The 21,533-nt window shown below is 67.4% G+C and carries 22 protein-coding genes; 15 read left to right on the top strand and 7 right to left on the bottom strand.

Going from position 1 to position 21,533, the window contains the following annotated elements; all coding sequences use genetic code 11:
* Nucleotides 1–2: 2 nt before the first annotated feature.
* The 7 genes from paaE to LOC59_RS02360 all read left to right on the top strand — a co-directional run bounded on the left by paaE (nt 3) and on the right by LOC59_RS02360 (nt 5,694).
* The gene (gene paaE, locus LOC59_RS02330; protein ID WP_227894149.1) at nt 3–1,163 is read left to right on the top strand and encodes a 1,2-phenylacetyl-CoA epoxidase subunit PaaE; all 1,161 of its coding nucleotides are present in this window, start codon (nt 3–5) and stop codon (nt 1,161–1,163) included.
* Between the two features lie 48 nt (nt 1,164–1,211).
* On the top strand, nt 1,212–1,979 hold the full coding sequence (locus LOC59_RS02335) for an enoyl-CoA hydratase/isomerase family protein (protein ID WP_227894574.1): 768 nt from the start codon (nt 1,212–1,214) through the stop codon (nt 1,977–1,979).
* A gap of 98 nt (nt 1,980–2,077) precedes the next feature.
* The gene (locus tag LOC59_RS02340; protein ID WP_227894150.1) at nt 2,078–2,689 is read left to right on the top strand and encodes a hypothetical protein; all 612 of its coding nucleotides are present in this window, start codon (nt 2,078–2,080) and stop codon (nt 2,687–2,689) included.
* Nucleotides 2,690–2,749: 60 nt separating this feature from the next.
* The gene (locus LOC59_RS02345) at nt 2,750–3,379 is read left to right on the top strand and encodes a copper resistance CopC family protein (RefSeq protein ID WP_229970489.1); all 630 of its coding nucleotides are present in this window, start codon (nt 2,750–2,752) and stop codon (nt 3,377–3,379) included.
* A 118-nt stretch (nt 3,380–3,497) separates the two neighbouring features.
* Entirely contained in the window at nt 3,498–4,106 is a 609-nt protein-coding gene (locus LOC59_RS02350; RefSeq protein WP_229970491.1) for a copper chaperone PCu(A)C, read from the top strand.
* Complete coding sequence (locus LOC59_RS02355; protein ID WP_229970493.1) at nt 4,106–5,344, top strand: Dyp-type peroxidase; 1,239 nt, start codon at nt 4,106–4,108, stop codon at nt 5,342–5,344. Before LOC59_RS02350 ends, LOC59_RS02355 begins: the two co-directional genes overlap by 1 nt.
* Nucleotides 5,345–5,436: 92 nt before the next feature.
* Nucleotides 5,437–5,694 (top strand): DUF6480 family protein, encoded by a 258-nt coding sequence (locus LOC59_RS02360; RefSeq protein ID WP_227894154.1) that lies wholly within the window; start codon nt 5,437–5,439, stop codon nt 5,692–5,694.
* Nucleotides 5,695–5,802: 108 nt separating this feature from the next.
* Here the strand turns inward: LOC59_RS02360 and LOC59_RS02365 are convergent, their stop codons facing one another.
* Nucleotides 5,803–6,252 (bottom strand): Lrp/AsnC family transcriptional regulator, encoded by a 450-nt coding sequence (locus LOC59_RS02365; RefSeq protein ID WP_227894155.1) that lies wholly within the window; start codon nt 6,250–6,252, stop codon nt 5,803–5,805.
* Nucleotides 6,253–6,472: 220 nt separating this feature from the next.
* Between LOC59_RS02365 and pdhA the strand changes: the two genes are divergently transcribed.
* Genes pdhA through LOC59_RS02390 form a run of 5 tightly spaced genes read left to right on the top strand, consistent with a single transcriptional unit; the run spans nt 6,473 to nt 12,366 of the window.
* Nucleotides 6,473–7,621 carry a pyruvate dehydrogenase (acetyl-transferring) E1 component subunit alpha gene (gene pdhA / locus LOC59_RS02370; protein WP_423720990.1) on the top strand — a complete coding sequence of 383 codons (1,149 nt, stop codon included), beginning with the start codon at nt 6,473–6,475 and terminating at the stop codon, nt 7,619–7,621.
* A gap of 15 nt (nt 7,622–7,636) precedes the next feature.
* Nucleotides 7,637–8,725 (top strand): alpha-ketoacid dehydrogenase subunit beta, encoded by a 1,089-nt coding sequence (locus LOC59_RS02375; RefSeq protein ID WP_227915568.1) that lies wholly within the window; start codon nt 7,637–7,639, stop codon nt 8,723–8,725.
* 2 nt (nt 8,726–8,727) lie between these two features.
* Nucleotides 8,728–10,221 (top strand): dihydrolipoamide acetyltransferase family protein, encoded by a 1,494-nt coding sequence (locus LOC59_RS02380; protein ID WP_229970856.1) that lies wholly within the window; start codon nt 8,728–8,730, stop codon nt 10,219–10,221.
* Between the two features lie 52 nt (nt 10,222–10,273).
* Nucleotides 10,274–11,125 (top strand): MBL fold metallo-hydrolase, encoded by an 852-nt coding sequence (locus LOC59_RS02385; RefSeq protein ID WP_331460387.1) that lies wholly within the window; start codon nt 10,274–10,276, stop codon nt 11,123–11,125.
* Nucleotides 11,104–12,366, top strand: coding sequence for an MFS transporter (locus LOC59_RS02390; protein ID WP_227915567.1), 1,263 nt, complete (start codon nt 11,104–11,106; stop codon nt 12,364–12,366). Before LOC59_RS02385 ends, LOC59_RS02390 begins: the two co-directional genes overlap by 22 nt.
* Here LOC59_RS02390 and LOC59_RS02395 read toward each other — a convergent pair.
* Nucleotides 12,341–13,237, bottom strand: a complete 897-nt coding sequence (locus tag LOC59_RS02395; protein ID WP_229970495.1) for a phosphatase PAP2 family protein — start codon at nt 13,235–13,237, stop codon at nt 12,341–12,343. The genes LOC59_RS02390 and LOC59_RS02395 overlap by 26 nt on opposite strands.
* A gap of 75 nt (nt 13,238–13,312) precedes the next feature.
* On the opposite strand from LOC59_RS02395, the gene LOC59_RS02400 reads away from it, so the two are divergent.
* Genes LOC59_RS02400 through menD form a run of 3 tightly spaced genes read left to right on the top strand, consistent with a single transcriptional unit; the run spans nt 13,313 to nt 16,574 of the window.
* Nucleotides 13,313–14,320, top strand: a complete 1,008-nt coding sequence (locus tag LOC59_RS02400) for an o-succinylbenzoate synthase (protein WP_331460388.1) — start codon at nt 13,313–13,315, stop codon at nt 14,318–14,320.
* A 49-nt stretch (nt 14,321–14,369) separates the two neighbouring features.
* A complete protein-coding gene (locus LOC59_RS02405; RefSeq protein WP_227894160.1) occupies nt 14,370–14,855 on the top strand; it encodes an ester cyclase in 486 nt (161 codons plus the stop codon).
* Nucleotides 14,856–14,864: 9 nt separating this feature from the next.
* On the top strand, nt 14,865–16,574 hold the full coding sequence (menD, locus tag LOC59_RS02410; RefSeq protein ID WP_227915563.1) for a 2-succinyl-5-enolpyruvyl-6-hydroxy-3-cyclohexene-1-carboxylic-acid synthase: 1,710 nt from the start codon (nt 14,865–14,867) through the stop codon (nt 16,572–16,574).
* Between the two features lie 75 nt (nt 16,575–16,649).
* Here the strand turns inward: menD and LOC59_RS02415 are convergent, their stop codons facing one another.
* From LOC59_RS02415 to LOC59_RS02435, 5 genes are all read right to left on the bottom strand, one after another.
* Entirely contained in the window at nt 16,650–17,411 is a 762-nt protein-coding gene (locus tag LOC59_RS02415) for an amino acid ABC transporter ATP-binding protein (RefSeq protein WP_279324711.1), read from the bottom strand.
* 6 nt (nt 17,412–17,417) lie between these two features.
* Nucleotides 17,418–18,203 carry an amino acid ABC transporter permease gene (locus LOC59_RS02420; RefSeq protein WP_227894162.1) on the bottom strand — a complete coding sequence of 262 codons (786 nt, stop codon included), beginning with the start codon at nt 18,201–18,203 and terminating at the stop codon, nt 17,418–17,420.
* Between the two features lie 80 nt (nt 18,204–18,283).
* Nucleotides 18,284–19,069: a basic amino acid ABC transporter substrate-binding protein gene (locus LOC59_RS02425; RefSeq protein WP_227894163.1), complete on the bottom strand. Its 786-nt coding sequence runs from the start codon at nt 19,067–19,069 to the stop codon at nt 18,284–18,286.
* 180 nt (nt 19,070–19,249) lie between these two features.
* On the bottom strand, nt 19,250–20,035 hold the full coding sequence (locus LOC59_RS02430) for a basic amino acid ABC transporter substrate-binding protein (RefSeq protein ID WP_227894164.1): 786 nt from the start codon (nt 20,033–20,035) through the stop codon (nt 19,250–19,252).
* 100 nt (nt 20,036–20,135) lie between these two features.
* Nucleotides 20,136–21,455: an isochorismate synthase gene (locus tag LOC59_RS02435; protein WP_227894165.1), complete on the bottom strand. Its 1,320-nt coding sequence runs from the start codon at nt 21,453–21,455 to the stop codon at nt 20,136–20,138.
* Nucleotides 21,456–21,533: the final 78 nt, after the last annotated feature.

Genomic DNA, 21,533 nt, shown 5'->3' on the forward strand with positions numbered 1-21,533 from the left:
CCATGACAACCTCCACCACCGAGGCCGGCGCAGCCCCGGCTTCGCGCCGCACCGCCTTCCACCCGCTGACGGTCAGTGCTGTCCGCCGGCTCACCGAAGACGCCATCGAGGTCACTTTTGCCGTTCCCGAGGAACTGGCCGGGTCCTTCGACTACCTGCCCGGACAGTACGTTGCGCTCCGCACCACCCTGGACGGTGCGGAGATCCGCCGCAGCTACTCCATCTGCGCCGAGCCGAAGCCGGGCGAGATCCGCGTTGCCATCAAGCGCGACCTCGGCGGCAAGTTCTCCACCTGGGCCAATGAGAACCTCAAGGCCGGGGACGTCCTGGACGTCATGAGCCCCACCGGCGGCTTCATCTCCAAGCACCCCATGACCGCGCTGAACCACCCCGAAGACATCGACGTCACGGATGAGAACGTGTTCGTGGCCGTTGCCGCCGGTTCCGGCATCACCCCGGTGATCTCGATCGCCCGCACCGTGCTGGCCGCCTCGGAGAACGTCCGGTTTGACCTGGTCTACGCCAACAAGGCCGCCATGGACGTGATGTTCCTGGAGGAACTGGCAGACCTGAAGGACAAGTACCCGGCTCGGTTCGCCCTGCACCATGTGCTTTCCCGCGAACAGCGCATCTCGCCGCTGCTTTCCGGCCGGATCGACGGCGAGAAGCTCTCCTCGCTGATTGAATCCGTGCTGCCCACCCGCGACGTCGACGAATGGTTCCTCTGCGGACCGTTCGAGCTCGTGCAGCTGTGCCGGGACACCCTGGCCGAGCGCGGCGTCGAATCGGAGAAGGTCCGCTTCGAACTGTTCACCACCGGCCAGCCGGGCAAGCCCGAGGGACAGATCGGCCGGCCGGTCGAGGTGGATCCCTCGGCGGACAACTACGAGATCAGTTTCCGGCTGGACGGACTGCAGGGCAAGGTTGCCAGCCCGACCCATGCGCGTGAATCGATCCTCAACGCCGCGCTGCGCGTCCGCCCCGACGTGCCGTTCGCGTGCGCCGGCGGCGTCTGCGGCACCTGCCGGGCCAAGGTCGTCTCCGGCACGGTCGAGATGGAAGAGAACTACGCGCTGGAACCGGATGAAATCGAAAAGGGTTACATCCTGACCTGCCAGAGCCGTCCCACCAGCCCCGAAGTCACCGTCGACTACGACGCCTAGGAGTACGCAGAACCCATGAGCGAGCAGAGCCCCGCACCCACCGAGTCCATGGTCCAGCTGAACATCGCCGACGGCGTGGCCGAGGTTGTCCTCAACGCGCCGAAAAAACTGAACTCGCTGGACGAGGCGGCGCTGGCAGATCTGTACAAGGCGTACGACGACGCCGAGGCCGCCGGGGTGCGGGCGCTGCTGCTGCGCGGGGAAGGCAGGGCGTTCTGCGCCGGACGCGACATCTCCGGCGTCGTTCCGGCCGATGACGATGCCTACGCCTACCTTGGCGAACTCGTGACTCCGCTGCTGAGGAAGATGGCATCCTTCCCGGCACCCACCTTCGCTGCGGCGCAGGGCGCGTGCCTCGGCGTCGGGCTGGGCCTGCTCGTCGCAACGGACGTGGTCTACGTGGCGGACAACGCCAAGATCGGTTCCCCGTTCGCCAACCTGGGGGCAACCCTGGACTCAGGCGGACACTGGCTGTTCACCGAACGCCTCGGTGCGCACCGCACGCTGGACCTGATTTACACGGCCGACCTGATGAGCGGATCCGAAGCCGTGGCCGCCGGGCTGTTCAGCCGGGTCTTCCCGGCCGATGAGCTGCTGGAGTCCACCCGGGCCACAGTCGCCCGCGTGGCCACCGGCGCTACCGGAGCCTTCCGCGCTTCGAAGGAACTGGTCGCCCAGATCCGCGATTCCCGGCTGGGGCTCTGGGATTCCATCGAGGACGAGAACAAGGCCCAGGGCATGCTCTGCGGCACGGACGACTACGCCGAAGGCTTCGCTGCCTTCAACGAAAAGCGCAAGCCCAGCTTCAAGGGCTGAGCGGGGGAGGGCGGTTATTCGACACCGCCGGTAAACTCCGGGAGAATGGCAGGGCCGGTTGAGGACTGCTTCCCGGCATTCGTGCCCGAGGAGGAGACATGACAGCGCGTGCCGCACGCTTGGTGCGCGGCTGGGCCGGTGCATCCGCAGCCACAGCCGTTGCGGCAGCGTCCCACGTGCTGGGCGGAGGCGCGGCGCCTGAGCCCGCGCTGGTCCTTTTCTCCCTCGCAGTCTCGGCCATGGTGAGCTGCCTGCTTGCCGGACGCAACCTGTCCCTGGGCAGGCTGTCCGCAGCAGTTGTCTTTAGCCAGGGCTTGTTCCATCTGCTTTTCAGTATCGGCTCCGCACCTGCGGCCATCGGCGCCCACGCCGGCCATGCCGGCCACGGAATGCCCTTCCCCGCCGGTCCCGCCGCCGCCGCGGTCACCGCTGCCGGATCCGTCGACGCCGCGGCAGCCATGTGGCTCAGCCACGCCCTCGCCGCAGCGGCGACCATCTGGATCCTGGCATTCGGCGAGCAAACAGCCCGCAGGCTCCTGGAATCCCTCGGCCTGCGTCCCGGCGCACTGCTGCCGCTGTTCCAGCCGCACCATTTTCCTCCCGCCCCCGCCGCAGTGCTTGCCATCCAGCCCCAGGGGCTGCGCAGCCTCGGCATTCCGCTCCTGACGCTTCGCCACCGCGGCCCTCCTGCAGCATTCGTGTCCCGCTAGGCGCATCCGCGCACCCGCACGAATGAATCCCAGTTCCGCCCCACGGAACGGAAAGCAGCTATGGCTACCTCTCTCTACCGGCACGCCCACACCCGATTCCTGCTCTTCGCCGCAGTCCTTCTCGGCGCCTTCGCCGCGGCCCTCGCCGCCGCACCTTCGGCGTCGGCTCACGATGAGCTTGTCTCCTCCACCCCCGCTGACGGCAGCGTCCTCGAAGCAGCGCCCGCGGAAATCGCCCTGGTCTTCAGCTCCGAGCTGATGGACCTCGGCAACCAGGTCATCGTCGTCGACGCCGCGGGAACCACCGTTGCAGAAGGCGAACCTGTCCTGAACCGGGAAACCCTGGTCCAGGCGCTGCCGGCCCTGGAAAACGGGGACTACCAGGTCAACTGGCGGGCCGTTTCCGGTGACGGACATCCGATCACGGGCACGTTCAGCTTCACGGTCGCGTCCCCCGAGGCGGAGCCGGCCGCAACACCGGCCACCTCCCAGGCAGCGGGCACCGCTCCCAGCGCACCGGCCGTTGCCAGTGCCTCTGCGGAGCCGTCGGACGCCGCCGCAGAGGATGCTTCCTCGGTTGGGTCGCACGTTCCGTGGGCACTTGCCGGCGCAGCCGTAGGAGCTGCCGCTGCCCTCGCTGCGTGGGCGATCGTTGTCCAGGTGCGCAAGCGCCGCGGGAATCACAGCTAGCACCCACCAGCCAGGCCGCACTTAGCGCGGCAGCGGCGCCTTCGGCCTTCCCGAAAGCAGCCCTCACCCACTTTTTCGTGCCGCACAGCGTGCCGAGCACACCATTGGAGTACCCAAAATGAAGAAGAAACTTACCCTTGCCGCAGCTGTCCTCGCTCTCTCCGCAGCTGGACTTGCGGGCTGCGCCGAAGCCGGCAGCCCCGCTGCCGAACCGACCCAGGCCGCCGCCGAGCAGGCGGCATCCCTGGCCGTCAGCGGCGCGTGGGCAAAGGCGGCCGAGGCCGACGGCATGACCGGAGCATTTGGCACGCTGGAGAACACCGGAGTTGAGGACATCACGGTAGTTGCCGCGAGCTCACCATCTGCCGGCATGGTTGAACTGCACGAGACGGCCATGGGCGCCGACGGGGCCATGACCATGCAGGAAATCGAAGGCGGCTTTACCGTTCCCGCAGGCGGTGAATATGTGCTCGAGCCCGGCGGCAGCCACCTGATGCTGATGCAGCTGGAGGCCGGACTGCTGGCCGGTGACACGGTGGACATCACGCTGGAACTGGCTGACGGCAGCACCCTGGACGTCCAGGCCACCGCCAAGGACTTCGCCGGGGCCAATGAAACCTACGCGCCCGAAACCGGCCACGGAGATGCGGGACAAGGGGACGCCGGCCACATGGACGACGGGCACACCCACGGCGCCGGGGAGACCCACGGCACCGCGGAGAACTGATGAGTCCTGCAGAAGCGCAGGGGGTTGGCCGCCGGCGCCTCCTTTTCGGAGGAGCGGCGGCGGGCCTGGGAGCGGTTGCCGCGGTGGGCGCACAGTTCGCCGGAGGCCGGAATGACAGTCCGGAGCTGACACGCACCGCGCTGGATACGTCCGGGGCCAACGGGGCCGAGACTGTCCCGTTCTACGGCAGGCACCAGGCCGGCGTCGCGACGGCGCCGCAGGCGCACGCAGCGTTCGTCGCGCTGGACCTGCGCGGGGGTGTGGGACGGGAGCGGATCCGGTCCTGGCTGCGCCTGCTCAGCGACGACGCCGCCTCCCTCACCCAGGGGCGGGCAGCGCTGGCGGACACGGAACCGGAACTGGCCGGCAACCCTGCACGCCTCACCGTGACCTTCGGATTCGGGCCCGGACTCGTTGCTGCCATCGCCCCGCACCTGGCGCCGCCGTGGCTGGGGCCCTTGCCGGCGTTCAGCATCGACGCGCTGCAGGACCGCTGGAGCGGGGGAGACCTGCTGCTCCAGGTCGGGGCAGATGATCCGCTCACGCTTGCCCACGCCCAGCGGATGCTGCTCAAGGACAGCCGTGCGTTCGCCGTCGTGCGCTGGATCCAAACCGGGTTCCGGCACGCCTACGGCAGCGAAGCGGCGGGAACCACCATGCGCAATCTCTTTGGGCAGGTGGACGGCTCGGCGAATCCCCGGCCCGGCACGCCTGAGTTCGACCGCGTGGTCTGGGGGGATACAGAGATCCCCGCGTGGCTGGAGGGCGGAACGTCCATGGTGGTCCGCCGGATCGCCATGAACCTGGACACCTGGGACGAACTGGACCGCCGCGGACGGGAGGAAGCAGTGGGCCGGAGACTGGACAACGGTGCGCCGCTGACCGGGACCGCCGAGCATGACGAACCGGATTTCGACGCCGTGACCCCGCTCGGGTTCCGTGTCATTCCGGAGTATTCGCACATGCGCCGTGCCCGTCCGGAGGACCCGCGGCAGCGCATCTACCGCCGGGGCTACAACTACGACGCCGTTCCGGAACCCGGCGGGACCATTTCCGACGCGGGCCAGATCTTCGTTGCTTTCCAGGCTGACGTGAGAGCACAGTTCCTGCCCATCCAGGAGCGGCTGGACAAACTGGACCTGCTCAACGAATGGACGACGCCGATTGGTTCAGCGGTTTTTGCTGTTCCTCCGGGCGCCCGGGAGGGCGGTTTCGTGGGAGAGCAGCTTTTCGGCTGAAGATTGCTCCGCTGCCGGGGCGGCGCTAGGTTGGAATTATCAGCATGCTGATTGATTTCCGGTTTCCCCTTCGGGGCAGACGAAAGGCAACGATGACGCAGAGCTACGATCCCAACAATGATCCGGCGAATCCGGACAAGCCCAAGGATGCCGAATCGGCCCAGAAGGGTCCCGGTACGGGAGAAGGCACCGGCAACCATGCCGGCAGCGGCGAAAAGGGCAGCCGCGCCAATCCCGATCCCGCAGAGGGTAACATCACCGGCCTCGAGCCCGGCGGGGGCGTGCCTCCGGGGGAAACCCCTCCGGCCGAAAACCAGATGAGCATGGACCAGGGGCACGACGAAAACTGACCCTCCACCTCACCTCACCTCCCCTCCCCTCACCGAGAGGCCAGTTGCGGCTCGTTTCCCGCGCGAGACGAGCCGTAACTGGCCTCTCGCGGGTATAGAGGGGGAGGGTCAGCGGACGTCGAGGTCCTCGAAGACCAGGAACGTCTGGGTGTCCAGTACTCCGGGCATGGACTGCAGCTGGTCGAAGATCACCTGGCGCAGGTGGAGGTTGTCCTCGGCCCGGACCAGCAGGATCACGTCGAAGGAGCCGCCCACCAGGGCAATGTGGTGGATCTCGGGAATCTTGCGCAGCTGTTCCTTGAGCTCGCGCCAGGAGTGCTGGCGGACCTTCAGGGTGACGTAGGCGCTGGACCGCAGCCCTGCCTTGGCCGGATCCACAAGGGCCGTAAAGCGGGTGAGGACCCCTGAGCTGGTCAGCTTCGAAATGCGCGAGTAGGCGTGGGCGCGGGAAATATGCACGGCTTCGGCAACGGCGCTGACGGAGGCCCGTCCGTCACGGGTCAGCTCGCCCAGGATCCGCTTGTCGATGTCATCCAGGGCCGTTTGCGTCTCCGCCATAGTGTCTACGTCCTTCATGGTAATCCAGCTCACATTTACAACTCGTCCATCACAATACGGTCAGACGTGCAAAAAATCTAGGATTTTGAGCAGTGGTGGATGCGAATGGTGCGATTCCCCATACTGGGCTTACAGAAATTCCATCGTGCGGGTGGAGCCGGAGGTCCTCGAAAAGGTACACGGGGCCGTCCGCATCCGCCGCTTGCTGACGGAGGCACCCATGACTATTCCCACCGGCAACACCCGCGCCGGGTCCACCCCGGGCCTGCGTCCGGAGGATAACGAGGACCGCACCGCCACCATGCTTCCCTCGGCGGAGCCCGTCCAGCTCATTGATGCAGACGGCGTCCACCGGCCTTCCGGAAAATATCCGCTGCCTGACGGCGACGCACTCCAGGCGGCCTACGCGGGACTGGTCTCGGGCCGCCGCATCAACGACCAGGCCAACGCCCTGGTGCGCCAGGGACGGCTGGCTGTCTACCCCTCTTCGCACGGCCAGGAAGCCTGCCAGGTCGCAGCCGCCGCAGTGCTCTCCGACGGCGACTGGCTCTTTCCGACCTACCGCGACACCGTGGCGGTGATCCACCGCGGCGTGGATCCGCTCCAGGTACTGACCCTGCTCAAGGGCGACTGGCACGCCGGGTACAACCCCTACGAGCACCAGGTGGCCCCGCAGGCGACTCCGCTGGCCACCCAGCTGCTGCACGCCGTCGGCGTGGCCCACGCTGCGAAGCTGCGCGGCGAGAACACCGTGGTGCTGGCCATGTGCGGCGACGGCGCCACCAGCGAAGGCGATTTCCACGAGGCGCTGAACTTCGCCGCCGTGTTCCACGTTCCCGTGGTCTTCTTCGTCCAGAACAACGAATACGCCATCTCGGTGCCGCTGAAGAACCAGAGCGTCGCACCGTCCCTGGCGCACAAGGCCATCGGCTACGGCATGCCGGGCGAGCGGGTGGACGGCAACGACGCCGCCGCGCTGCTGGCCGTCCTGGGCGCCGCCGTCGAACGTGCCCGTGAAGGCGGCGGGCCGGCACTGGTGGAAGCCCATACCTACCGGATGCAGGCGCACACCAACGCGGACGACGCGACCCGGTACCGCAACGAGGCCGACGTCGAAAAGTGGGTACCGAGGGATCCGCTGAAGCGTCTGCGCACCTACCTGCGCGGACTGGGCGTGCTGGATGACGCGGCCGAAGAAGCCATGGCTGCCGATGCCGAGACGACTGCCTCCCTCATCCGCGACGGACTGAACACCGACACCGTGCCTGAACCCATGGACCTCTTCAACTACGTCTATGAACGGCGCACCCCGCAGCTGGCCGAGCAGGCCGCCCTGCTGCAGGACGAAATTGCACGGACCCAGGGCTAAGGAGCGCTGCGCACAATGACAGTTATGGAACAGGCGCCTGCCTCCGAGGACACACGCGTCAGCCTGACCTTCGCGAAGGCGCTGAACACAGCGCTGGCCGATGAGCTCGGCGCCGATCCCTCCGTCGTCGTCTTCGGTGAGGACGTGGGACCGCTCGGCGGAGTCTTCCGCATCACGGACGGGCTCACCGCACGCTTCGGTGAAGACCGCTGCTTCGACACACCGCTGGCCGAGTCCGGCATCATGGGCATGGCCGTGGGCATGGCCATGAACGGCATGCGCCCGGTGGTGGAGATGCAGTTCGACGCCTTCGCCTACCCGGCCTTCGAACAGGTCGTCAGCCATGTGGCCAAGATGTCCAACCGCACCCGCGGCAAGGTCAAGCTGCCGCTGGTCATCCGCATCCCGTACGCCGGCGGAATCGGCGGCGTGGAACACCACTGCGATTCCTCCGAGTCCTACTACGCGCACACCCCCGGCCTGACCGTGCTGGCGCCGGCCACTGTTGCCGACGCCTACACCCTGCTGCGTGAAGCCATCCGCTTCCCGGACCCCGTGGTCTTCCTGGAACCCAAGAAGCTCTACTGGACCAAGGAAGAAGTGGACCTGGCAGCACTGCGTGCGGCCTCCGACCAGTCGCGGGACGGGGCGAACGACGGCGCCAAGGACGGCGCCGCTGTCCAGCCGGCCGCCGGCATCGGTTCAGCCGCCGTGGCCCGGCAGGGCTCCGACGCCACGCTGATCGCCTACGGACCCTCGGTTCCCACCGCCCTTGCCGCGGCAGAGGCTGCCGCCGCTGAGGGACGCAGCCTGGAAGTCATCGACGTGCGCAGCATCGTTCCGTTCGACGACGAAACTATCTGTGCCTCCGTTCGCAAGACCGGCCGGGCTGTCGTCATTTCCGAAGCACCGGGATTTGCCTCCGTCGCTTCCGAGATCACCGCCCGCATCCAGGAACGCTGCTTCCACTCGCTCGCTGCTCCGGTTCTGCGGGTCACCGGGTTCGACATCCCGTATCCGGCACCGAAGCTGGAGCACTTCTTCCTCCCCGGAGTGGACCGCATCCTCGACACCGTTGACGAACTCCAGTGGGAGGAACAGTGAGCGTGCGTACCTTCCTGCTCCCGGACCTGGGCGAAGGCCTGACCGACGCCGAGCTGGTGAACTGGCTCGTCGCCGAGGGCGACACGATCGCCGTCGACCAGCCGGTCGCCGAGGTGGAAACCGCCAAATCACTGGTCGAGGTTCCCTCGCCGTATGCCGGAATCGTGGAAACCCTCCACGGCGCTGCGGGCGAAAGCATCGACGTCGGCAAGCCGTTGATTTCAGTGCGGACGACGGCGGTGGCCGGCGTTCCCGAGCCGGCTCCCGCCGCCGATGCGAAAGCAGCGGCTCCTTCTTCGGCTGATGCCGCGGGTGAAGCCTACCGGCAGGAAGAACGTGCCGGCTCAGGCAACGTCCTGATCGGCTATGGAACTCCCGGAGGACACGGCATCAACCGCCGGACCCGCCCTCCGCGCCGGACTGCAGGATCCGCGGTCCCGGTTGCTTCCGCGGTCCGGGCTGCCCCGGCCGTTTCCGCTGTACCCGCCGCTTCGGCTGCGCTGGCCGGGCCGGTCAGTGACATGTCGCCGGCCAGTGACCTGTCCCGGAGCGCGGTAGCCACACTCGAAGCACCCCGCTGTATCTCTCCGCTGGTCCGCAAGCTTGCCCGTGACGCGGGCCTGCTGCTGCGCAACCTGGACGGGTCCGGTCCCGATGGACTGGTGCTGCGCCGCGACGTCGAGCGAGCTATCGCGGGAACGACTGAAATGCTCCCGGCGGACACCGCGGTCCGGACAGCTGCCCCGGCAGGTTCGGCCCCCGCGGAGGGAACCGACCCCCGTTCCGGCCTTGCCGTCACGGGACGGACCCCGGTGCGGGGACTGCGCCGCACGGTCGCAGCGAACCTGAGCGCCAGCCGTTCCGAGATCCCCGAGGCCACGGTCTGGGTGGACGTCGACGCCACCGCACTGCTTGACTTGCGCGCCGGCCTCAAGCGCCGGGATCCGGAGAACACGCCCGGGCTGATGGCGTTCCTGGCCCGGTTCGTCCTGGCCGGGCTGCGCCGCTTCCCGGAACTGAACACACGCTACGTTCCGAATCCGGACGGCGATGCCGAGCTGGTCTCGTTCGACGGCGTCAACCTGGGCTTTGCCGCGCAGACCGACCGCGGGCTCATGGTCCCGTCGATCCGGCACGCGGAAAAACTCAGCGCCCGGGAACTCGACGCCGAGATCCGGCGCCTCACGGCCTCGGCGCGCTCCGGCGCTGCGACTCCCGCCGAACTGACCTCCGGGACGTTCACCCTGAACAACTACGGAGTCTTCGGCGTGGACGGCAGTGCCGCCATCATCAACTATCCCGAATCAGCCATCCTCGGAATCGGCCGCATCATCGACAAGCCCTGGGTAGTGGACGGCGAACTGGCAGTGCGCAAACTGACCGAGCTGACGCTGGTCTTTGACCACCGCGTCTGCGACGGCGGAACGGCCGGCGGCTTCCTTCGTTACGTCGCGGACGCCATAGAGAACCCCGGAAGCGTCCTGGCCGACCTGTGACCTGCCGTTCCACGGTAAGTTGGGTAGCGCATAGACCCGAAGGACGGACGCGATGATGCAGACAAGCCCGCAGATACCCGGCGACTGGCTCGAGGTAGCTCCGCGCACTTATGTGCGGACCAACCCCGGCTGGGCCATGAACACCGGACTGGTTCTTGGGGACGAACGTGCCCTGCTGGTGGATACCGGTGCCGGTCCGCGGCAGGCCGAGGCTATCCTCGGGGCGGTCCGGCAGCTGACGGACCTGCCTGTGACCGCGGTTAACACCCATGCGCACTACGACCATTACTTCGGCAACGCCTACCTGCTGGCCAACGGCGTCGAGGAGATCTGGGCGACCAGCGGCTGTGCCAAGGCCATAGCAGCCGAGGCGGAGCTGCAGCGGGCCTCGGTCGCGGCGCACGAACCCGAGATGGCAGCGGGGTCCGGCGCGAACACCGCGATTGCCGGCCCGAACCGGCTGGTGGACGGCGCTCCGGTGGACCTGGATCTCGGCGGCATATCCGTGACGCTGTTCCACCTTGGACGGGGCCACACCGACCATGACCTGCTGGTGGGAACACCGGACGTCGTCTTTGCCGGAGACCTCGTGGAGCAGGGTGCTGATCCGGATTTCGGGGATTCCTACCCCAAGGACTGGATCCGCACGCTCGGGAAAATCGCTGCGCTCGAGGATCTTTACGCGACTGTCATTCCGGGGCACGGCAAACCCGTCACCATGGACTTCGTCACCACCCAGATGAACAAGATGCGCACCGCTGTCGCCGTGACCCGGAGCGCCATGGACCAGGCCTCCGTGGACATGACCAAGGCGATCCCCATCCTGCCGTACGGGCCCGAACAGTCCCGGGCGCTGTTGACCCGGCTGCGGACCCTGGCCCGGTGGAAGTGGCTGAAGCAATAGAGAACTTCAGCCTCCGCGGCATCGCCGTCCCGGCCTTCGGGCCGACAGTGCTTTACGGAACGGCCATTGGGGCGATCCTTCCGGTGATCGCACTGACCGCACGGGACTTGGGCGCCACAGTGGCGCTGGCCGCGCTCATCATTACCCTGACCGGCGTCGGGTCCCTGCTCACCAACGTTCCCGCCACGCTGATCACTACCCGCTTCGGCGAAAAGTGGGCACTGGTAGCCGCCGCCGGATGGTGTGCCCTGGCCATGGTCCTCGCCGCCACGGTTCCGGTGCTGTGGGTCTTTGCCCTGGCAGTTTTTATGGTTGGCATGGCGGGTGCAGTGTTTGGCCTCGCACGGCAGACCTACGTCACGGAAGCAGTGCCGCTGCATTTCCGGGCCCGCGCGCTTTCGACGCTGGGCGGTTCAAACCGGATCGGTGTGTTCATGGGGCCGTTCGCCGCCGCGGCAGCGATGCACTTCGCGGGAACCCCGGGTGCGTACTGGGTCGGTGCTGCCGCGGCGCTGGGCGCAGGGCTGCTCAGCCTGACGGTCCCGGAACTGACGGTTCGTCCCCGGCGGCCCGGACAGCGCAGCCGCGAAGAGCCGGGGGAGGAAGCCGCAGCGTCTCCGGCAATCGGCCAGATCCTCTCCGGCCATTCACGGACCTTCCGCACGGTGGGGATCGGCGTCCTGCTCATCGCCGCGGTCCGGGCCACGCGCCAGGCGGTCATCCCGCTCTGGGCACTGCACCTGGGCATCGACCCAGCACAGACGGCGATTATCTACGGCATCTCCGCGGGCATCGACATGCTGATCTTCTATCCTGCGGGCCGGGTCATGGACCTGCGCGGACGCCGTGCCGTAGCGGTTCCCTGCATGCTTTTCATGGCCGCCGGACTCGCTTTGCTGCCGCTGACCTCGAGTCCGCTGGAACTGCTGCTGGCCGCCCTGCTGATCGGTTTCGGCAACGGCATCGGCTCGGGAATCGTCATGACCCTGGGCGCAGATTTCTCCCCGTCTCCGGGACGCCCGCAGTTCCTTGGTCTCTGGCGGCTGCTCTCCGACATCGGCATCCTCAGCGGACCGGGAATACTCTCCGGCGTCACCGCCCTTTTCTCGCTCGCGGCCGGCATCGGAGCGACGGCGGTGCTCGGCCTGGCCGGAGCCGCGGTACTGTGGCGCTACGTTCCCAAGGGCCGGCCCTCTGCGGCCGCCGGGGGAACGGCTAGCGGTCGCCCGCCTGCTGGCTAAACAGCCAGGAGCCCAGCGCCGCGATCACATAACCGGTCCCGACGACCAATGCCAGGCCGCCTGCGAAGTACAGCGGCTTGTCATCCAGCAGGGCAATTCCGCTGCCCCAGGTGGCGTAGGCGTACAGCGCCAGCGATACCGCGAGGGCCAGGGCACCGGCAATGGCGCTGAGCCCGGTCCAGAACCTTCCGCCGGAACGGCCGCCTGCCGGCAAGGTGTTCCACTCAGGGTTCGTCCGCATCATGACCAGCCCGCCCACCAGGGTGCAGGTGGCGACCACCAGGAAGGCGGCGACGACGTCGGCAGGGCGGTGCCAGAGGTTGAAGAACGTCGCCGCGCCGGCGAGGACCGCGTAGGTGCCGCCCAGCGCGGCAACCGCGGGGCGCCAGCGCGGCGCTGAAACCAGGAACACTGCGGCCATGGCGGAAGCGGCCATGGTGGTGTGCCCGGACGGCAGGGAATTGAAGTCCAGGGTGATCACGCCGCGGTACGGCCGGTCCAGCAGCAGGTTCTTCAGCAGCTGGGTAGCCAGGTTCGCGCCGGCCATCGTGGCGATGGCGATAACAGCCACAGAGAACCGCCGCCGGGAGATGCTCACGGCGACAATGACGGCCAGGGCGATAAACGCCGAAAGCAGCGGCAGGAAGTCCAGAATCTCCAAGGCCGGGTAGCGGGTGCTCGGAGCCACTGCTTCCGCCTCGCGCCAGGCGGACTCATCGGCCAGCTGCCCGGTAGTGGTGCGGACGAAACCGAGGTACGTCACGGCGGTGCAGGCAGCCGCCAGCAGCGCCGCGAAAAGGAAAAGGGCGGGATTGTGCCCTGCCCGGCGCTTGGCCGGCGCCCGTCGGTTCAGGAGATTGCGCGTATCCATTCCCTCCAGCCTGCCACAGGTGCTTGGCGGTTTGCTGTGAGCAGCCGCTGAAGCGGCGCGGGTAGGCTGGGAAGCGTGCAGCCGAATCCGTTTCCGAGCCTCGACGCCCTGCGCGGCGGGGCACACGTTGTGTCCCTTCCGATGCGGGTAAAGTTCCGCGGGATCCTGCACCGCGAGGCCTTGCTGCTGCAGGGGCCTGCCGGATGGGGTGAGTTCTCGCCGTTCCCGGAGTACGACGACGGTGAGGCAACACCCTGGCTTGCCTGCGCCCTCGAGTCTGCCTGGCACGGCTTCCCCGAGCCGGTCCGCGGAAGCGTCCCGGTCAATGCCACGGTCCCTGCCGTGGCGCCGGAGAAGGTGGAAGCAATCCTTGCCCGCTTCGGTACCGTTCCCGCCGTCAAGGTGAAGGTCGCCGAGCGCGGACAGGCCCTGGCCGATGACCTGGCCCGGGTGGCCGAAGTGCGCCGCCTGCTGCCGGAGGCCGGCATCAAGGTGGACGCCAACGGCGGCTGGAGCGTAGACGAGGCAGTCCACGCCCTGACCCTGCTCGCGGACTACGGCCTGGAGTACGCCGAACAGCCGGCAGCGGACATCCCCGGCCTGCGGGCGGTCCGGCTGGAGCTGGCACGCCGGGAGGTTCCGGTGCCCGTCGCGGCGGACGAGTCGGTTCGGAAGGAAACCGATCCGCTGCTGGTGGCCCGCGAGGAAGCCGCCGATCTTCTGGTGATCAAGGCCGCACCGCTCGGCGGAGTGCGCAGGGCACTGGACATGGTCGCACAGGCCGGCCTTCCCGCCGTCGTCAGCTCCGCCCTGGACACGTCCGTGGGAATCAGGGCCGGCGTCGCACTGGCCGCTGCCCTGCCCGAACTGCCCTGGGCCTGCGGGCTGGGAACGTTGTCGCTGATGGAAGGCGACGTCTCGGAACAACCCCTGGTGCCCGACGGCGGTGTGCTGGCAGTGCGCGATCCGGGAGTTTCCGAGGCGCTGCTGGCGCGCCATGCGGCATCGCCCGCCCGCTCGGCGTGGTGGATCGACCGGCTGGAGCGGGTGTACTCGCGGCTCATCGGGGCGCCTGAGCCCTAATCCCGGGACAGCCTTCCCCGGCACGGCCGGGAAGCCTATCGTTCAGGCCATGGACGACATCGAACTGCCGGAAAGTGTGGGCGTGCTGCGGCGGATACTCTTTGAAGGCTTTTCCCTCGGCAACACCGGCATCGTGGACGAACTGTGCTCTCCTGACCTCATCGAGCACCAGTTCGGCCTCGACGGGCAGGGGGCAGCGGCACTTGAACGGGTCCGTGAAGCCATTCGCCAGGTCCATGAGGCCATGCCCGACCTCACCTATGACCTGGAAGACTGGGCCACCCGCGGCGACACCGGGTGGGTGCGGTTCTACGGCCGGGGCACCAACACCGGGCCGTTCTTCGGCCCGCCCAGCGGCAAACACGTGGAGCTGACCGTCATTGATGTGGCCACGGTCGTCGACGGAAAGATCACCGAGCACTGGGGCGTGCCCGACCGCTTCTCGCTCCTGCAGCAAACCGGAGTGCTGCGGAGGTTGCGCCCTGCCGAGGCTCCAGGGGTCGGCACGGGTGGGCAGACTGACTCCAAACCCTAGGATGGAGGGGTGACCGGATCCTCGAATTCCTCCAGCCAGCTCCCCGGCTCTGAGCCCGCGGCTGGGCAACTCAGCTCGCTTCAGGCCGCCCGCTCGGCCGTCGCGGCCCTGGCACGGGCAGGAGTGCGGGACGTTGTCCTTGCCCCGGGCTCGCGCAGCGCACCCCTGGCCTATGCGCTGGCCGAGGCACAGGTGCAGGGCCTGGTCCAGGTCCATGTCCGCATTGATGAGCGGGTTGCCGGGTTCACGGCCCTGGGACTGGCAAGGGGCGGGAAACGCCCGGCAGCCGTGGCAACGACGTCGGGCACCGCCGTGGGTGAGCTGCTCCCGGCTGTCATGGAGGCGCACCACGCGGGCATCGCGCTGGTCGTGCTTTCCGCTGACCGTCCGGCTGAACTCCATGGCACCGGAGCCAACCAGACCACGGCCCAGGATGCCATTTTCGGGAAGTTCCCCGCCGCCGAAGCGAACGTGGGTGCGGGGGAGGACCCGGCCGGTGCCATCACCGCCGCCTTCGACCGCGTCGGCGGCAGCGTCCCGGCCGGACCGGTGCACATCAACCTGCAGTTCCGCGATCCTCTGGTCCCCACCGAGGCAGATGCCCTGGGACTGGCCCCGGCCAGCACAGCCGCTCCGGTGCTGCCGGCCGGTGCCGAGCACACGCCCGGGGTGCTGGCAGACCTCGGCGGAACGCACCGCACTGTTGTGGTGGCCGGTGACGGGGCAGGGGAAATCGCGGCGATGTTTGCCCAGCGGGCTGGGCTGCCGCTGTTTGCTGAACCCTCCTCCAACGCGCGTTTCGGGCCGAACTCCGTCACCGCCTACCGGCTGCTGCTTGAGGAGCTCGGCGGGCAGATCGAACGGGTGGTGGTCTTTGGCCGGCCAACGCTGTCCAGGCCCATCACTGCCCTGCTGGCCCGCCCCGAGGTCAGGAAAGCGCTCTACGTGCCGCGGCCGGTCAACTGGTTCATCCCCGGCAAGCGCCCGGAAACCCTGATCTCCGACCTCCCGGCACTGCTGCACTTCGCCGGAACCGGTTCGCCCGGCTGGCTTGAGGCGTGGCAGCTGGCCTCCGCCGCTGCCGAGGCGGCACTCGAGGACCTGCTCGCCTCAGAAGCTGAACTGAGCGGACTCCATGTCGCCGGCCTGGTCTGGCACCACTCTGACGGAAACCTGGTGCTGGGATCCTCCAACACCATCCGGGACGTGGATCTGGTGGCCTCCGGCGCCTGGCACCCGCTCGACGTCTACGCGAACCGCGGCCTGGCCGGCATCGACGGGACGATCGCCACGGCCTCCGGAATCGCGCTTGCGCACGGCATCCCCACCCGGCTTCTGCTCGGAGACCTCACTTTCCTGCACGACGCCGGCGCCTTGCTGCTCCCCAACGGCGAGACCGAGCCGGACCTGCAGCTGGTGATCCTGAACGACGCCGGCGGCGGCATCTTCACCACGCTGGAGCACGGCGAGCTGGGAGAGAGCGACCAGTACCGAGGCGTCGTCGAACGCTTCTTCGGCACACCCCACCAGGCAGACATTCCCGCCTTGTGCGCCGGCTACGGAGTCCGCCACCAGCTGGCCAGGACGACGGCCGAACTTACCGCGGCGCTCCAGGCTCCGGTGCATGGCAGGTCCGTGATCGAAGTCCCGGTGCAGCGCTCCGGGCTGCGGGCACTGCACCGCAGGGTTCAGGCTGCCGTGCAGGGCGCCGTCGGCTAACGCCAAAACGGCAGAAAAAGCGGTTGTGGCCTGCACCGGTGAAGGTGCAGGCCACAGCCGCTTCTTCGCGGAGAGCTAGAGAACCTTGGAGAGGAAGGACCGGGTCCGCTCATTCTGCGGGTTGCCCAGCACGGCCGCCGGTGCGCCCTGTTCGACGACGACGCCGCCGTCCATGAACACCACGCGGTCTCCGACCTCGCGGGCGAAGCCCATCTCGTGGGTCACCACCATCATGGTCATGCCTTCCTGGGCCAGCTGGCGCATGACCTCCAGGACGTCGCCGACCAGTTCCGGGTCAAGTGCCGAGGTGGGCTCGTCGAAGAGCATCATGTCCGGGTCCATGGACAGGGCGCGGGCAATCGCCACGCGCTGCTGCTGGCCGCCGGAGAGCTGGGCGGGGAACGCCTTGGCGCGGTCGGCCAGGCCCACCTTCGCCAGGTTCTTCATGGCGGTTTCCTCGGCCTCTGCCTTGCCGCGCTTCTTGGCCCGGCGCTGGGCCAGGGTCAGGTTCTGCAGCACGTTCAGGTGCGGGAACAGGTTGAACTGCTGGAAGACCATCCCGATCCGGGTGCGGACGGCATCGAGGTCCGTCTCCGGGTCCGTAATGTCGGTGCCCTCCACCATGATGGTGCCGCTGGTCGGTTCCTCGAGCCGGTTCACGCACCGCAGGAGGGTGGACTTTCCGGAGCCGGACGGGCCGATAACGCAGACAACCTCGCCCTGGTTGACGTGGAAGTCGATGCCCTTGAGCACTTCGTTGTCGCCGAAGGACTTGTGCAGGTTCTTTACTTCGATGGCCGGGACGTTGCCGGCCCGGTTCTGTGCCGCTGTGCTCACTTGAGGTTACCGGCCTCTCTGGTTGTGGCGTTCGAGTTTGGCGACCAGCTGCGTCAGCGGCAGGGTGATGACCAGGTACATGGCTGCCGCCAGCACCAGGGGAGTGGCGTTGGCGGACTGGGAGACGGAATCCCGGGCGAACGTTGTCAGTTCGCGGTCCTGCAGGGCCATGCCGGCAATGAAGAGCAGGGAGGTGTCCTTGATCAGGATCACCAGTTCATTGGTCAGGGGCGGGGTAATGATACGGAACGCCTGGGGCAGGGTGACCGAGACCATGGTCCAGGCCGGGCCCATGCCCAGCGAGCGTGCAGCTTCGGTCTGTCCGGCCGGAACAGCCTGGATGCCTGCGCGGATGGTCTCGGCGATGTAGGCGCCGGAGACCATGATGAGGGCGATCAGGCCGGCACCGGCGCTGCCGCCCGGCGGACGCCAGGAGAAGGCGATCGGCACCGCGAAGGCAATCGCGAAGATGACCAGCAGGGCCGGCAGTCCGCGGAAGATTTCGATGTAGACCGTTGCAGCCCAGCGGTAGGGCCCCACGGGGGAGAGCTTCATGAGGGCCAGAATGAGGCCGAGGATCAGTCCGCCGATGAACGCGATGACGGTGTAGATGACGGTGTTCTTGACCGCCACAGTAATGATGTCCGGGAACGCCCGGCGGGCCACTTCTGCGTCGAAGAAGTTGACCCCGATCGCCTTCCAGTCCGCGAGCAGGACTACGGCGAGGACAGCCAGAACGAAGACGGCATACAGGATGCCCCGGGTGAGGCGTCTGCGGGTGGACGGTTTCAAGGGGGGAGCCTTCCGCGGAAGTGAATGGCGCCGTCCCGGGCAGGTTCTTCCACCCGGGACGGCAGTCGGTCAGTCAGGTGTTATTCGGTGAAGTACTTGTCGTAGATCTCCTGGTACTTGCCGTTGTCGCGCAGCTCGGTCAGCTGCTCGTTGACGGCTGAAACCAGTTCTTCGGGGGCGTCCTTGGCCATGGCGAACCCGTAGGATTCATTGGTCTCGAACTCTTCCGCGATGGTGAAGGCGCCTTCCTCGGTGTGCCCCAGGTTGACGGGAAGATCCTGCAGGACGGCGTCTACCTGGCCGGCCTGCAGCGCCGGGTAGAGTTCGGCATCGCTCGGGAAGGAGCTGATGTTGGCTTCGGGAGCGTTGTCCCGTGCGTAGGCTTCACCGGTGGTGCCCTGCTGCACGCCCAGGTTCTTTCCGGCGAGATCCTCAATGCCGGTGATGTCCGAGCCCTCGGGCACCAGGATGGACTGGAGCGAGTCATAGTACGGATCGGAGAATGTGAGGTTCTTCTTCCGCTCCTCGGTGATGGTCATGGCGCTGGCAACGAGGTCGCACTGGCCTGCGGCCAGCGAGGTGCCGCTCTGCAGGCCGTCGAAGCCGACGTCCTGAACGGCCAGTTCAAGGCCCATGCCGGTTGCGATCTCCTTGACGAGATCCATGTCGAAGCCGGTGTATTCGCCGTCTTCACCTTCGAATTCGAACGGGGCGTAGGGGACATCCGAGCACACGGTGAGCGTGCCCTCGGATACGAGGTTCATTCCGGAGTCAGAGGCGCTGTCGCTTTCGCCGCCGCAGGCGGACAGTACCAGCGCGGAAAGCGCCGCAGCGGCCAGGACGGTGGATCGTGCTTTGTACGGCATGGATTGGTACCTTCTCTTGGAGCTGGGCGGAACCGCGGGCGGTTCCGGACGATATGGGCGAGCAGTCTCGATTGTACGCATCCCATTCGGCCGGGTGCCGCCGGTCACAGTCTGCCCTGCACAACAGACGGCGCGGACCCTGGTTGACCAAGGCCAGCGCCGTCGTGCAGCTGCGGGTGCTTATTCGGTGAAGTACTTGTCGTAGAGCTCCTGGTACTTGCCGTTGGAGCGCAGCTCAGCGAGCTCAGCGTTCACGGCGGCAACCAGTTCAGCGCTGCCGTCCTTCTTCATGGCCAGCCCGTAGACTTCGTCCGTTTCGTAGGTGGCGGAGATGGTGAAGGCGCCGCCGTCAGTGTGGTCCAGATTGACCGGCAGATCCTGGAGGACGGCGTCGATCGCGCCTGCCTGCAGGGCGGGGAAAAGCTCAGCGTCGGTCTGGAAGGAGACAACTTCGGCGTCGCCGGCGTTTTCACGGGCATAGGACTCGCCGGTGGTGCCCTGCTGCACGCCGATCTTCTTGCCGGCCAGGTCTTCCAGGGACTTCACGGCAGAATCCTTGGGAACCAGCAGGGACTGCAGGGAGTCGTAGTACGGCTCGGAGAACGCCATCTTGGCTTCACGCTCGGGCGTGACGGACATGGCAGCAGCGATCACGTCGCACTGGCCGGCGGCCAGGACGGTACCGCTCTGCAGGCCGTCGAAGCTCACGTTCTGCACTTGCCATTCCAGGTCCATGCCCGCGGCGATCTCCCGGGTCAGGTCCATGTCGAACCCGGTGTACTCACCGTTGTCATCGACATACTCGAACGGCTGGAACGGAACGTTGGAGCAGACAGTCAGTGTGCCGTCCTTGACCAGTCCCAGGCCGGAGTCCCCGGCGGCATCAGACCCTGAGCTGCAGGCGGCGAGGCTGAGGGCACCGAGGGCCAGAACAGCGGCGACGGCGTTGCGTGCTTTGTGGTGCATGGGTTTAGAACCTTAGGTCGGAACGGAGCGTTCGGCTCCGGTTGGGGGCAGGAAAAAGGCGGCCAAAGGCCGCTCTCCGGGAATAAATTGTACGCGCCGCTCAGGAAGGCTGGCCGGAGAGCACTCTCGCCCGGTCCAGTCCCAGGGCTTCGAGCATCGGACGGAACTTGGACCAGGTTTCCTCCAGCTCGGCGGCCGGATTGGAACCGGAGACGATTCCGCAGCCTGCAAACAGGCGGACAGCTTGGGGTTCTTCGATGACCGCGCCGCGAAGAGCGATGCCCCATTCCCCGTTCCCGGCGGCGTCGAACCAGCCCACCGGACCGGCATACGGACCGCGGTCCATGTGTTCAAGTTCACTGATCAGTTCCCCGGCCACGCTGGTGGGATACCCGCAGACGGCGGCGGTGGGGTGGAGCGCTTCGACGAGGTCCAGCGGCGTGGGCAGGGCGCCGTCGCGGGGCTGCAGGTCGGCCGTGACATCAGAGGCCAGGTGCCATACGTTGGGCAGTTCCAGCACGAAGGGCTCGCTGTGCGAGGTCATGGAGGACGTGAAGGGCTCCAGCTGGCGGGTCACGGAATCAATGGCGATGGCGTGTTCGTGCTGCTGCTTTTCCGAGCCGGCCAGGACCCGCTTGGCATAGCCGGGATCGTCCAGCGGGGCGGTGGCGCGGTCCAGCGTCCCGGCCAGCACCCGTGCCCGGGCCTTGCCGTCCTCTACCTTGATCAGCATTTCCGGCGTGGACCCGATCAGTCCGTCCACTGAATAGGTCCAGCAGCTCGCGTAGCGCAGCGCCAGTTCCCGCAGGACCTGCGCCGTGGCTATGGGGGAGGACAGGCTGGCCACGATGTCGCGGGCCAGGACAATCTTGCTTAGCTCCCCGGCGGCGATATGGGCCACTGAGCGGGCGACGGCGTTCTTCCATTCCGATTCGGAGAGCATTCCGGGCAGGATGGCGTCGCTGCCCAGGGACAGCGAGTCCGCGGAGATTTCCTCCAGATAGCCGGCCAGGGCCGCTGCCACCGACTCCCGGTCGAGGACCGCGTCCGGATCGAGTGTGGTGAGGGTGGCCCAAGCGGTTCCGTTGCGGGAACCCACAACGATTTCCGGCACCACGACGCGGGAGAGGAAGGGGGAGCGCTTGGAGAAGGCAAAGGACCCGAAGGCGGCGAGGCCGGTTCCCGGAACCTGGACCTCGTCCTGGACGTCGGCGGCCGCGCTGACCGTGTTCCACCAGGAACGGGCGGAAGCGAAGCGCTCCGGTCCGGTCGCGGTGTGCCGGAGGGTTTCCCCGAAACCGACGAGGCCTTCGCCGTGGCGGACCCAGCACAGCTGGTCGTCGCGGACCAGGTACTCCAGGAGTCCAATGGCGGCTGAAGGCACGCCCAGGGGAACAGTAAGGGAACGCAGGGTGGTCATAGTATCTCCGACTGTACTCCGCATGCCTGATTGCCCCATATTCATGCCGTCGGGACAGCGCCGGGAAACACACGGGTT

Origin of the sequence: Arthrobacter sp. zg-Y916, assembly GCF_020907385.1 — a bacterium.
GTDB classification, from domain to species: domain Bacteria; phylum Actinomycetota; class Actinomycetes; order Actinomycetales; family Micrococcaceae; genus Arthrobacter_B; species Arthrobacter_B caoxuetaonis.